The organism is Sphingobium sp. WTD-1, from assembly GCF_030128825.1.
Taxonomy (GTDB): domain Bacteria; phylum Pseudomonadota; class Alphaproteobacteria; order Sphingomonadales; family Sphingomonadaceae; genus Sphingobium.
Genome location: NZ_CP119127.1, coordinates 883,626 through 896,597, shown reverse-complemented (window position 1 = coordinate 896,597; position 12,972 = coordinate 883,626). Strand labels below are relative to the sequence as shown.

Sequence of the window (12,972 nt, the reverse complement as noted above, 5' to 3'; positions counted from 1 at the left end):
CTTAGCTCCAGTCCACCCGCGTCCAGCCGCGCTCGGCCGCCAGCTTCGCAAGAGGCGGGTGCGGGTTGGACGCGAAAGCCTCATCGGCGAATTCCAGCATCGGCGCGTCCGACACATGGTCGGAATAGGCGCGGATATGCGCCTGGCTGCGGTCGATCGCCTCGGCCGCCATCCACGCCTTGATCATCCGCAGCTTGCCGGTGTCGTAGCAATTCTCGCCGGAAATCTTGGCTCGGACATAGGGCAGGTCCTGCCCGACATGGTCGGTCGCGATCACCGTGTCGAAGCCCAGCCGCCGCGCGATCGCCTCGACATAGAGGCGGTAGGAGGCGGTGGCGAGCACCAGCCGATAACCCGCCGCGCGATCCTGCGCGATCTGCTCCAGCGCGCCGGCGCGGACATTCTTCGCCATCACCTTGTCGGCATAGCTTTCGATATGCGGCTGCAGCTTCGCCCGGTCGGCGCGGCCGCCGATCATCAGCCACTGGTTGGTTTCCTTGAGCGTCTGGCGGCTGATCAGCTTCACCACATAGGCCAGCATGACGAAGGGAATGAGCGGCAGGAAGATCAATCGCCAGGGCGCCATATGGGCGGCCACATGGATGAGAAAGCCGGTATAGGTACCCGAAAAGGTCACCGTGCGGTCCATGTCGTAAATCGCCAGCCTGTATGTCATGCCGTGTCCGAAACTTTTATCCCTGCCCGTCGTTCTGTCTGGCGGATGGGCCGTTTCGGCTTGCCGCGCAACCGATAATGGACCACTAATCCCTCCACATGAACAAAGCCGCTGATCTCGTTGAGGAAAGCCGCGACGACGGCGGCAAGGTCATACGCCTGTCCGGCACCTGGTCGATCGCCTGTCTGCACGACATGCCGAACCGGCTGGATGCCATTTCCGGCCCGGTCGCCAGCATCGACGTCGCTGATATCGACCATATGGACACGATCGGCGCCTGGACCATCCATCGCACCGCCAAGCGGCTGGAAACCGAAGTGTCCGGCGGCAGCACGGATTGCAAGCGACTGATCGGCGCGGTCGGCAAGATCGACGAACCGGTCGAGATCCGCCCGACCTATGTCTCCCCCTTCAACCGGGTATTGGGCCAGATCGGCGAGGCGGTGATCAATTCCGTCAACACGCTGGTCGGCCTGCTCGGCTTCTTTGGCGGCGTGCTGGTCACGGTCTGGGGCCTGATCCGCCATCCCAGCCGCTTCCGCATCAATGCCGTGGTCCAGCGGTTCGAGGTGGTCGGCGTATCGGCGCTGGGCATCATCGGCCTGATGAGCTTCCTGATCGGCATCGTCATCGCCCAGCAGGGCGCGGTCCAGTTGCGCCAGTTCGGCATGGAGATGCTGACCATCAACCTGGTCGGCCGCCTCACCTTCCGCGAACTGGGCGTGCTGATGACCGCGATCATGGTCGCGGGTCGCTCCGGCTCGGCCTTCGCGGCCCAGCTCGGCACGATGAAGCTGACCGAGGAGGTCGACGCCATGCGCACCATCGGCGTCTCGCCGATGGAGGCGCTGGTGCTGCCGCGCACCCTGGCGGTGGTCGTGATGATGCCGCTGCTCGGCTTCTATTCCTCGATCATCGCAATCATCGGCGGCGGCTTCCTGTGCGCCGTGTCGCTCGACATTCCGCCGATCACCTTCGTCCAGCGCCTGCGCGAAGTGGTGCCGATCCACGATCTGTGGGTGGGCCTGATCAAGGCGCCGGTCTTCGGCCTGATCATCGGCATCAGCGGCTGTTTCCAGGGCATGCAGGTCAAGGCCAATGCCGAGGAAGTCGGCCTGCGCACCACGGCGGCCGTGGTCCAGGCGATCTTCCTGGTGATCGTGCTCGACGCCTTCTTCGCCGTGTTCTTCACCTGGGTGGGCTGGAACTGATGACCACCGATGAACGCCAGGCCGAAGAAGAGCGGATCGAACGCGCGGTCGCGTCCGACGACATCGCCATTTCGGTGCGCGGCCTGAAAAACAGCTTCGGCGACCAGACCGTCCACGAAAATCTCGACCTCGACGTGCGCAAGGGCGAGATATTGGGCATGGTCGGCGGATCGGGCACCGGCAAGTCGGTGCTGATGCGGTCGATCATCGGGCTTCAGGTGCCCGACGAGGGCCAGGTCCATGTCTTTGGCGAGGATATGGTCGGCCGCCTGGACGATGACGAGGCGCTGGCGATCCGCAAGCGCTGGGGCGTGCTGTTCCAGGGCGGAGCGCTCTTCTCGACGCTGACCGTGGCCGAGAATGTCGAAGTGCCGATCCGCGAATATTATCCCAATATCGGCCCGGTGCTGCGCGACGAGATCGCCGCCTACAAGATCCGGATGACCGGCCTGCCGGCCGAAGCCGGCCCCAAATATCCCGCCGAACTGTCGGGCGGCATGAAGAAGCGTGCGGGCCTGGCCCGTGCCCTCGCGCTGGACCCGGACCTGCTGTTCCTCGACGAGCCGACCGCCGGCCTCGACCCGATCGGCGCGGCCGCGTTCGACGACCAGACGCGCAAGTTGCAGGAGACGCTGGGCCTCACCGTCTTCCTCATCACCCATGATCTCGACACCCTCTATTCGATCTGCGACCGTGTGGCGGTGCTCGCCGACAAGAAGGTGATCGCGGTGGGGACGATCGACGAATTGCTGGCGCTCGATCACCCCTGGATTCAGGAATATTTCAACGGTCCGCGAGGCCGCGCCGCAACCGCGGCCGTCTCGCGCGAACGCGGCAAGGCCGCTGCCGAAAAACAAGCGGACGGAAGGCAATAGGATATGGAAACCCGGTCCAATCATGTGCTGGTCGGCGCGGTCACGCTGCTGCTGCTGGCCGCCATCATGGCGGCGGCCTTCTGGTTCTCGCGCCTGTCGCAGGGCGACAACAAGGAATATGACATCTTCTTCAAGCAGTCGGTGAATGGCCTCGCCAAGGGATCGGGCGTCAATTATTCCGGCGTCCCTTCCGGCCAGGTCGAGAAGATCGAACTGTGGAAGCGCGACCCCAGCTTCGTGAAGGTGCGCATTTCAGTGAAGGACGGCACCCCGGTGCTGCAGGGCACGACCGCGACCATCGCCGGCGTCGGCTTCACCGGCGTCAGCGAGATCGTGCTGGACGGCGCGGTCAAGGGCGCGCCGCCGATCCTCTGCCCGGCCGAAAATATCGCTTCGGCCTGCCCCGACGGCGTGCCGGTGATCCCGACCAAGCCGGGTGCGCTGGGCGAACTGCTCAACAATGCGCCGCAACTGCTGGAGCGGCTGTCGACCCTGACCGAGAAGCTGACCGAGCTGCTCGATGACAAGAATCAGCAGTCGATCGCCGGCATCCTCGCCAATCTTGACCGCGTGACCGGATCGCTGGCCGATCGCAGCCCGGAAATCGCCGCCACGCTCGCCGAAGCGCGCATCGCGGTGCAGCGCACCGGTGTCGCCGCGCAGCAGATCGGCGAGCTGGCCGCGACCACCAACGGCCTGATCAATGACGAAGGCCGCCCGCTGATGGCCGACCTGCGCAAGAGCGTCGCTTCCGCCAGCCGCAGCATCGACACGCTCGACAAGACGATCGCCGAGGCCCAGCCCGGCGTGCATGCCTTCAGCAACCAGACCATGCCGGAAGTGAACCGCCTGGTTCGCGACCTGCGTGAAATGTCGCGCGCCTTCCGCGGCGTCGCCGAAAAACTCGACCAGCAGGGCGCGGGCTCGATCGTCGGATCGCCCCAGCTGCCCGACTATAAGCCATGAAAGGGAGCCGGATGATGGTCCACAAGAAACTGGGTGGCGCATCGCTGGCGCTGGCCGCTGCAATCGCCCTGTCCGGCTGCGTCTCGATCGGCAGCAAGCCGCCGCAGCAGTTGCTGACGCTCGACGCCGCGCACAAGGTGCCGACCGGCGCGCAAAGCAATGCCGGCGGTGGCCGCAGCCTGATCATCGTCGATCCCGAAGCCGCGCGCGTCATCGACACGGTGCGCGTGCCGGTGCAGGTGACGCCGACCTCGGTTGCCTATGTCACCAAGGTGCAATGGGCCGAAACGCCCCGCCATCTGTTCCGCCGCCTGCTGGCCGAAACCGTATCGGCCACCACCGACCGGATCGTGCTCGATCCCGGCCAGTTTTCCGGTGACGGCGGCCAGCGCCTGAGCGGCGAGTTGATCAGCTTCACCATCGACCAGGCCAGCAACAGCGCCGTCGTCACCTTCGACGCGGCGCTGATGACCCCGGCCGGCGTCGCGATCGCCCGCCAGCGCTTCACCGCCAGCGCGCCGGTCGGCGGCAAGATCGACGCCGGCAGCGTCGGTGCGCCGCTCAACAGCGCCGCCAACAAGGTGGCGACCGACGTCGCCGCCTGGGTCGCGGCGCAAAAGGACTGATCGGCCGGCCGGGGTTTGAACGCCCCGGCCGCCGCCTTTTCCTTATCCCTCCAGGCTCTTGCTCGCCTGCTCGGTCACGTCCTTGGACAGGCCGGGCTCATTCAGGATGCGTTGCAGTTCCGCCCGCATCAGCGCGGCGCGGCCTTCATCGAAGCGCTTCCAGCGGCCGAGCGGCGGCACCAGCCGGGCTGCGGTCTGCGGATTGAGCTTGTCGAGCGCGATGATGCAGTCGGCGACCAGCCGATAGCCCTTGCCCGACTTGTGGTGGAACGCCCATTGGTTGCCGGCAAAGGCGCCATAGAGCGAGCGCACCCGGTTCGGGTTACCCAGCGTAAACGCCTTGTGCTGGCCCAGCTCTGCGACCAGCTCCACCGTATCGGGATGGAAGGCGAAGGCCTGGGTCTGGAACCATTTGTCCAGCGTCAGCGCATCGTCGCTGTAGCGATTGTAGAAGATATCGAGCGCCGCCTCCCGTTCCGGGCTGGTGCCACTCGCCAGCGTCGCCAGCGCCGACTGGCGTTCGGTCATGTTGTCGGCCTCGCTATACTGGGCATAGGCGATCGCCGGCCCGTCCTCCGCGCCCGAGGCGACCAGATAGAGCAGCGCGACATTGCGCAGCTTGCGCGCGCCCTTGGCGGCCGGCGAGACAGCAAAGCCGTTCGCCTTGGTCCTGGCATGGATATCGCGCCATAGCGGCTCCAGATCGGCCCCCAGGCGCGTCTGGAGGGCATCGCGGGCGGCGTGGATGGCATCCGGGTCCACCTGCTTCATCTGGTCGCCCAGATAGGCTTCGCTCGGCAGGCGCACCGCCTCCGCAACGAAGGCGGGATCGAGCAGCGGGTCGGTGATGGTGTTGCGCACCGCGTCGACCACCGCGCTCACATCGACGCTCTGGCCCGCCACCTGGCCGACCAGCACATTGACCATCAACTGCTGCATCGCTTCATAACGCGCGAAGGGATCATCATCATGCGCCGACAGGAAGGCGAGATCGGCCTGGCTGCGATTGGTCTCGACGATCACCGGCGCGGAAAAGCCGCGGTTGATCGACAGGATCGGCAGGCTGGCGAAATTGTCGAACGTGAAACGCTGCTGAGCCTCCGTCAGCATCAGCAACTGGTCGCCATGATGGCTGCCGGTCGCCGGATCATAGAGCGCGACGCGCAGCGGGATCGCCATCGGCCGCTTGTCGGGCTGGCCCGGCGTCGCCGGCACGTTCTGTTCCAGCAGCAGCTCGGCGGTGCGGCTGACCGGATCATGGCTCAGCAGCGCGCGGACATGGGGCGTGCCCGCCTGCTCATACCAGCGGCGGAACTGGCCAAGGTCGATCTCGCCGCCCTCCTCCATCGCGCGGACGAAATCCTCGCAGGTCGCCGCCTCGCCATCATGCCGGTCGAAATAGAGGTCGGTGCCGGCGCGGAACCGCTCCGCGCCCAGCATCAGCGCCATCATGCGGATCAGCTCGGCGCCCTTATTATAGATGGTCGCGGTGTAGAAGTTGCTGATTTCCATGTAGGATTCGGGCCGGACCGGATGCGCCAGCGGGCCGGAATCCTCCTGGAACTGGGCCGCGCGCAGGATGCGCACATCCTCGATCCGCTTGACCGCATGGCTGCCCATGTCGGCCGAAAAATTCTGGTCGCGAAAGACGGTGAAGCCCTCCTTCAGCGACAGCTGGAACCAGTCGCGGCAGGTGACGCGATTGCCCGACCAATTGTGGAAATATTCATGCGCCACCACGCCCTCGACACCATCATAGTCGATATCGGTCGCGGTCTCGGGGTCAGCGAGAATATAGCGCGAATTGAAGATGTTGAGGCCTTTATTCTCCATCGCGCCGAAATTGAAGTCGGCGACCGCGACGATGTTGAACACGTCCAGATCATATTCGCGGCCATAGACGCGCTCGTCCCAGGCCATGCTGTTCTTGAGCGCCTGCATCGCATGGTCGGTGCGCGGCAGGTCGGCCTCGCGCACCCAGATGCCCAGCGCCACTTCGCGCCCGCTCATCGTCACGAAACGGTCGGCGTTGCAGGCGAGGTCGCCGGCCACCAGCGCGAACAGATAACAGGGCTTGGGGAAAGGATCATTCCACAGCGCCCAATGGCGGCCGCCCTCCAGATCGCCTTGCTCGACCGGATCGCCATTGGCGAGCAGGATCGGGTAGCGCGCCTTGTCGGCGGTCAGCTTCACGCTGTAGCGCGACAGGATATCCGGCCGGTCGGGGAAGAAGGTGATGCGGCGGAAGCCCTCCGCCTCGCACTGGGTGCAGAGCAGCCCGCCGCTGGCATAGAGGCCCATCAGCTTGCTGTTGCTCTCGGGCGCCAGCTCGACCAGCACCTCCACCTTGTGCGTCGCACCGCCGAGGGGGACGACCAGCGCGCCGGCCTCCAGCGTCCATTCCGTTTCGTTGAGTGTGCGGCCATCGACCTTCACCGCCAGCGGCACCAGCCCGTCGCCGTCGAGCCGCAGCGGCCGGTCATGGTCGCCATTGCGCGCCACCGACATGTCCGACCAAACCCGCGTCCGCGCGGCATCCAGGTCGAAGTCGAGGGCGATGTCGGGGATCAGCCAGTCGGGCACGCGATAATCGGCGCGGCGGATGATGGCGGGAGCGGCGGCTTGGGTGGATTGGATATCGGCCATGGCACCAGCCTAGTGCCTGATTCTGTGAGGGGGAAGCGCTTTGCACGTCCCCCTCATCCGGGACCGAACCGACGCGGCGTTTTTAGATCCGCTCGCCCGACAGGCGCTGGCACAGCATATCCAGCTGGTCGAGCGTCGAATAGCGCAGCGACAATGTGCCTGGCCCCTCGCCGCTATCGGCGATTTCGACCTTCAGGCCGAGAATATCGGCCAGATGCTGCTCCAGTGCGGCGATATCGGCATCCTTGCCACCGCGAGTTGCGCCGCGCGACTTGGGCTCGGCATCCTCGCCCTTCTTGGTCTTGCGCACCAGCTGCTCGGTCTCACGGACCGAAAGCCCCTTCTGCTCGACCATCAGCGCCATCGATTCGCAGCCCGGCACGCCGATCAGCGCGCGGGCATGGCCCATGCTGATCCGCCCGTGCGACACCGCCTGCTGCACCGGATCGGGCAGGTCGAGCAGGCGCATCAGATTGGCGATATGGCTGCGCGACTTGCCGACGATGCGGCCCAGTGCTTCCTGGCTATGATGAAATTCGCCGATCAGCTTGCGATAGGCCTCGGCCTCTTCGATCGGGTTGAGATCCTCGCGCTGGATATTCTCGACCAGCGCGATTTCCAGCGTTTCCTGCTCGTCGAAGTCGCGCACGATCGCCGGAATGCGGTGCAGCTGCGCCTTCTGCGCCGCGCGCCAGCGCCGCTCGCCCGCGACGATCTGGAAGCCGCCGCCATGGGGGCGGACGATGATCGGCTGGATCACGCCGCGCTTGGCGATGCTGTCGGCCAGTTCCTGCAGCGCGTCCTGGTCGAAATGCCGGCGCGGCTGTTCGGGGTGCGGCTGGATCAGCGCGACCTCGATATTCTGGACCGCCTTGCTCGACGGCGCGGCGCTGCTCGCGCTCGCTGCCACCGGCTCTTCCCGGTTCACATCGCCCAGCAGTGCCGAAAGGCCACGGCCCAGACCGTGCGGCCGCTTTACCGGCTTCTGCTTTTCCCCAATCTCGTCGCTCAAGCCGCTACCTCCTGCCGGGGAAGACGCGCGATCAGTTCGCGCGCCAGACGCATATAGGCTTCCGACCCCGAACAGCGGAAATCATAGATGAGCGCCGGCACGCCATGGCTCGGCGCTTCGGACAGGCGCACATTGCGCGGAATGACGGTGGTGAAGACGAGGTCGCCCAGCACCGCGCGCACATCGTCGGCGACCTGATCGGTCAGCCGGTTGCGGCGATCATACATGGTCAGCGCCACGCCTAGAATCGACAGGCCGGTGTTGAACCGACTGCGGATGCGCTCGACCGTCTGCAACAGCTGCGACAACCCCTCCAGCGCGAAGAATTCGCACTGCAACGGCACCAGCAGTGATTGCGCAGCGACCATCGCATTGACCGTCAACAGGCCGAGCGAGGGCGGGCAGTCGATCAGGCAGATGTCCCAGCGCCCGGCCGGGGCCTCAGCCAGCACCCGTTCCAGACGATGGGTGCGTTGCTCATAGTCGATCAGCTCGATCTCGGCGCCCGACAGGTCCTGGGTGGCGGGAATCAGGTCCAGCTTGGGCACGCGGGTGGTGACGACCGCTTCGTCCAGTTCGCAATTGCCGACCAGCAGGTCATAGCTCGACCGTTCGCGATCGGCATGATTGACGCCCAGCCCGGTCGAGGCATTGCCTTGCGGATCGAGATCGACCAGCAACACGCGCAGGCCCGTCGCGGCCAGGCCGGTCGCCAGATTGATAGCCGTGGTTGTCTTGCCGACTCCGCCCTTCTGATTGGCGATGGCGATACAAATCATCCTCGACCCCTCTTTTTGACAGGTTTGACGGATCGCGCGACGATGATGGCGCTGTCGGCGTCGGTCACGCTGCGTTCCACATGAAACGCACCTTGCCATGCCGGACGCGCGGCCTCCAGTTCATTCTGCGCATTTCGTCCCTTGGGCAGCACCCAAATCGTCTTTTCATCGGACAGATGCTGGGCCGACTGGAGCAATTTGGGCAGCGGCGCATAGGCGCGGGCGCTGATGACGGCCGACTTGGTCGGCGGCGTGACCTCGACCCGGCCGCCAAAGACGGAGGCGGTGCCCAGCCCCAGCTCCGCGATCACCTCATTGAGGAAGTCGATCCGCTTGCGGCGCGATTCAACCATGATCAGCGGCCGGTCGGACATGCTGGCGACGACAATGCCGGGCAGGCCGGCACCGGAACCCAGGTCCATCCAAGGCCCCTCCCCCGCATCCTTGGCATGCAACAGCAACTGGGCGGAGTCGACGATATGCCGCGCCCAGACATGGGGCCGGGTCGATTCGGCGATCAGATTCTGCTCGTCCATCGCGGACAGCAAGAGCGACACATAGCGCTCCAGCCGATCCCATGTTTCACGTGGAACATCAAAATGCGCATCGAGCCAGGCCCGCGCTTCGTCTTCGGTCATGCTGCCTTCCGCCGCACATGGACAAGGATGGCGGCAAGCGCCGCCGGGGTGATGCCGCGGATACGGCCCGCAGCGGCCAGCGTGTCGGGACGGGCGCCGTCCAGCCGCTCGATCATCTCGGTCGACAGGCCGCCGACGCTGGCAAAGTCGAAGTCCGCCGGAATGGCCACCCGCTCGTCCCGACGCAGGGCGGCGATTTCCGCATCCTGTCGTTCGAGATAGGGTGCATAATGGGCGTCCTCCAAAATCTCCGTCCGCAGATCGGCCGGCGCCTCCGCCAGGCTCGGCGCCAGCGTCACCAGCAGGTCGGCCTGCACTTCGGGGAAGCGCGCCCATTCGAACAGACTGCGCCGCGCGCCATCCTGCCGCACACTCGCCCCTGCCCGCGCCATCTCGGTCGCGGTATAGGGCCGGGCCAGTTCGGCCTCGATCATAGCGCGCGCACTGGCCCGTGCGGCGAAGCGCGCCGCCCGACCCGGACCGATGATGCCATGGGCCAGGCCTATGTCCCCCAGCCGCGTCTCGGCATTGTCGGCGCGCAGCCGCAGCCGATATTCGGCCCGTGCGGTCAGCATGCGATAGGGTTCGGTCACGCCCTGCAGCACCAGATCATCGATCATCACGCCGATATAGGAGCTGGCCCGATCGAGGATCATCGGCGCCTCGTCGCGCGCGCGGGCAGCGGCATTGGTGCCGGCGACCAGCCCCTGGGCCGCCGCCTCCTCATAGCCGGTCGTGCCATTGATCTGCCCCCCGCAGAAGAGGCCGGGCAGCGCCCGCACTTCCAGGCTGGCATCCAGCGCACGCGGATCGATATGGTCATATTCGACAGCATAGCCCGGCACGACGATCTCCGCCTGCTCCAGCCCGCGCATCGATCGTATCATCGCCAGCTGCACGTCAGCCGGCAGCGAAGTGCTGATGCCATTGGGATAGACCAGCGCATCGTCCAGCCCTTCGGGCTCCAGGAAGATCTGATGGCCGTCGCGATCGCCGAAGCGGATCACCTTGTCCTCGATCGACGGGCAATAGCGCGGCCCCCGCCCCTCGATCGCGCCGCTGAACAGGGGCGAGCGCCCTAGCCCTTCGCGGATGATCGCATGGGTCCGTTCATTGGTGCGGGTGATGGCACAGGCGAGTTGCGGCAGCGGCCGATGATCCGACAGCGGCGACATGGTCCAGCCCTCGCCGTCCGACGCCTGCTCCTCCAGCACTGCCCAGTCGATGGTGCGGCCGTCGATGCGCGGCGGCGTCCCCGTCTTCAACCGCCCGATCGGCAGGCCCATCTCGCGCAACTGCACGCCCAGCGCCGTTGCCGCCCGCTCGCCGGTGCGGCCACCGACATCCACATCCTCACCGCGGAACAATTTGCCGCCCAGGAAGGTGCCGGTCGCCAGCACGACCGAAGGCGCCTCCAGCGTCCGGCCATCGGCCAGCGCCAGACCCGCCACAGTGCCCTCCCGGACGATAAGGCCCACGGCCTCGCCCTCGACGATTTCCAGTCCCGCCTGGGCGTCGAGCATCTGATGGATCGCCGCCTTGTAGCGCTTGCGGTCGGCCTGTACGCGCGGCCCCTGCACGGCGGCGCCCTTGCTGCTGTTGAGCATACGATAATGGATCGCGCCGGCATCAGCGGCGCGGCCAATCAACCCGTCGAGCGCGTCGACTTCACGGACCAGATGGCCCTTGCCCAGACCGCCGACCGCCGGGTTGCAGGACATGGCACCCACGGTCGCCCGCTCGAAGGTCAGCAGCGCCACCGCCGCACCCTTGCGCGCTGCCGCAGCGGCCGCCTCGCAGCCGGCATGGCCGCCACCGACCACGATCACATCATAGCTTGTTCGCATGGCGGCCCCATATCAGATTCGGGGGCCTGCGGTCAAAAGCGTTCCACGTGGAACATCGCACTATCAGCCATCACACGCGTAAATTTCGCTCACTTCCCGATACAGAATCCCGAGAAGAGACGGTCGAGCATATCCTCGGTCCCTGCCTGTCCGGTCAGCGCATCGATCGTCCGCCGCCCCAGTCGCAATTCCTCCGCCAGCACCAGCAGGTCGCGGGCTACTCCTGCCGCGAGCAGATGATCGTGCAGCTGGCGCACGCCGTCCCGTTGCCGCGCATGCAGGGCATAGTCGCCCTCGCCCGGCAGCAGCGTCGCCGCCCGATCGAGCAGCATCGTCACAAGCGCGTCCACCCCCTCCCCCGTCCGCGCCGACAGACGCAGGCCGAGCCGGTCGGAACCATATAGCGCGACATCGCTCTGCGCCGCGATCAGCAGCGCATCCTCGCGCGGCGCCTCGGCCGGGTCGCCCAGCCACAGGATGATATCCGCCGCCTCCAGCGCGGCGCGTGCGCGATCGATGCCGATCGCCTCGATCGCATCGCCGGTCTCGTCGCGCAGCCCGGCCGTGTCGGTGAACAGGAAGGCGGTGCCGCCGATCGCGGCGGGCACCTCGATCCGGTCGCGGGTGGTGCCGGCAATGTCGGACACGATCGCCGCCTCGCGCCCCACCAGCCGGTTGAGCAAGGTCGACTTGCCGGCATTGGGCGGCCCGGCCAACACCACCCGAATGCCGTCACGCAGCCGCTCGGCAGAAGGTGCGGATAACAGCGCGCCGACATCATCCGCCAGTGCCATCACCCCCTGCCCGATCCGCGCCTCGATATCGGCATCGGGCACATCATCCTCGTCGGAGAAGTCGAGCGCCGCTTCAGCCATTGCCGACAGGTCGAGCAGCCGCATCCGCCAGCCGTCGATCCGCTGCGAGAAATGGCCCTCCATCATCGCCAGCGCCGCACGCCGCTGCTGCTGCGTCTCCGCCGCCAGCAGGTCGGCCAGTCCCTCGACCTCGTTCAGGTCCATGCGGCCACGGGCAAAGGCACGACGGGTGAACTCGCCCGCAGTTGCGCGGCGCAACTCTGGCATCGCGCCCAGCGCTGCCTCGACCGCCGCGATCACCGCACGGCCGCCATGACAATGTAGCTCGGCCATATCCTCGCCCGTCACGGTGCCCGGTCCCGGCAACCACAAGAGCAGCGCCCGGTCGAGCGGCGCACCGTCGCGCGGATCGCTCAGCAGCGCCAGGCTCGCCATGCGGGGGGTGGGCAGTCGCCCGGCCAGCGCCTGCAACGCATTGCCCGCCATCGGGCCGCTGACGCGCACCACGCCAATCCCCGCCGGCGGCGCACCGCTCGACAGGGCGAAGATCGTCTCGCTCACTTAATCCTTCTTGTCGCCATTCTTGCCCGCCATGCCGGACAGGCCAATATCCATCATCTGCTTGAACAGCCGCACGCCCGCATCGCCCATCGGCGAGAAGCTCTTGAACAGCGTCTCCATCTGCTCGACGCTGCCAATACCGTCCATGCTGTCGAGCATCGTCTTGATATATTTGTCGTGGATGGGGCTGACGTCCGGCAGGCCCAGAAAGGCGCGCGCCTCGGCCGGGGTGCAATCCACGTCGACGGTCACTTTCATCTACTGCCCTTCCCTGTCGCGGTCATCCGCCTGTCGCTCCATCTCATGCCGCAAACAGGCCG

The 12,972-nt window shown here is 66.3% G+C and carries 12 protein-coding genes; 4 read left to right on the top strand and 8 right to left on the bottom strand.

Annotation, left to right across the window (positions count from 1 at the left end; genetic code table 11):
• Position 1 precedes the first annotated feature (1 nt).
• Positions 2-676 carry an HAD family hydrolase gene (locus N6H05_RS04525; RefSeq protein WP_202600371.1) on the bottom strand — a complete coding sequence of 225 codons (675 nt, stop codon included), beginning with the start codon at positions 674-676 and terminating at the stop codon, positions 2-4.
• Positions 677-774: 98 nt separating this feature from the next.
• On the opposite strand from N6H05_RS04525, the gene N6H05_RS04520 reads away from it, so the two are divergent.
• The 4 genes from N6H05_RS04520 to N6H05_RS04505 are packed head-to-tail and all read left to right on the top strand — an operon-like array spanning position 775 to position 4,354.
• Positions 775-1,887 (top strand): MlaE family ABC transporter permease, encoded by a 1,113-nt coding sequence (locus N6H05_RS04520; RefSeq protein WP_284112875.1) that lies wholly within the window; start codon positions 775-777, stop codon positions 1,885-1,887.
• The gene (locus N6H05_RS04515) at positions 1,887-2,762 is read left to right on the top strand and encodes an ABC transporter ATP-binding protein (protein ID WP_502958959.1); all 876 of its coding nucleotides are present in this window, start codon (positions 1,887-1,889) and stop codon (positions 2,760-2,762) included. Before N6H05_RS04520 ends, N6H05_RS04515 begins: the two co-directional genes overlap by 1 nt.
• A gap of 3 nt (positions 2,763-2,765) precedes the next feature.
• Positions 2,766-3,728 carry an MlaD family protein gene (locus tag N6H05_RS04510; RefSeq protein WP_284112874.1) on the top strand — a complete coding sequence of 321 codons (963 nt, stop codon included), beginning with the start codon at positions 2,766-2,768 and terminating at the stop codon, positions 3,726-3,728.
• A gap of 11 nt (positions 3,729-3,739) precedes the next feature.
• Positions 3,740-4,354, top strand: coding sequence for an ABC-type transport auxiliary lipoprotein family protein (locus tag N6H05_RS04505; protein ID WP_284112873.1), 615 nt, complete (start codon positions 3,740-3,742; stop codon positions 4,352-4,354).
• A gap of 42 nt (positions 4,355-4,396) precedes the next feature.
• On the opposite strand, the gene pepN is transcribed toward N6H05_RS04505, so the two are convergent.
• The 7 genes from pepN to N6H05_RS04470 all read right to left on the bottom strand — a co-directional run bounded on the left by pepN (position 4,397) and on the right by N6H05_RS04470 (position 12,910).
• Positions 4,397-7,000 carry an aminopeptidase N gene (gene pepN, locus N6H05_RS04500; protein WP_284112872.1) on the bottom strand — a complete coding sequence of 868 codons (2,604 nt, stop codon included), beginning with the start codon at positions 6,998-7,000 and terminating at the stop codon, positions 4,397-4,399.
• Between the two features lie 82 nt (positions 7,001-7,082).
• Positions 7,083-8,012, bottom strand: coding sequence for a ParB/RepB/Spo0J family partition protein (locus N6H05_RS04495; protein WP_284112871.1), 930 nt, complete (start codon positions 8,010-8,012; stop codon positions 7,083-7,085).
• Complete coding sequence (locus N6H05_RS04490; protein WP_004209162.1) at positions 8,009-8,791, bottom strand: ParA family protein; 783 nt, start codon at positions 8,789-8,791, stop codon at positions 8,009-8,011. Before N6H05_RS04490 ends, N6H05_RS04495 begins: the two co-directional genes overlap by 4 nt.
• Positions 8,788-9,429, bottom strand: coding sequence for a 16S rRNA (guanine(527)-N(7))-methyltransferase RsmG (gene rsmG, locus N6H05_RS04485; RefSeq protein ID WP_284112870.1), 642 nt, complete (start codon positions 9,427-9,429; stop codon positions 8,788-8,790). The genes N6H05_RS04490 and rsmG overlap by 4 nt, the downstream gene beginning before the upstream one ends.
• Entirely contained in the window at positions 9,426-11,276 is a 1,851-nt protein-coding gene (gene mnmG, locus N6H05_RS04480; RefSeq protein ID WP_284112869.1) for a tRNA uridine-5-carboxymethylaminomethyl(34) synthesis enzyme MnmG, read from the bottom strand. Before mnmG ends, rsmG begins: the two co-directional genes overlap by 4 nt.
• An 89-nt stretch (positions 11,277-11,365) precedes the next feature.
• On the bottom strand, positions 11,366-12,652 hold the full coding sequence (mnmE, locus tag N6H05_RS04475) for a tRNA uridine-5-carboxymethylaminomethyl(34) synthesis GTPase MnmE (RefSeq protein WP_284112867.1): 1,287 nt from the start codon (positions 12,650-12,652) through the stop codon (positions 11,366-11,368).
• A complete protein-coding gene (locus N6H05_RS04470; protein WP_004209166.1) occupies positions 12,653-12,910 on the bottom strand; it encodes a DUF6489 family protein in 258 nt (85 codons plus the stop codon).
• Positions 12,911-12,972: the final 62 nt, after the last annotated feature.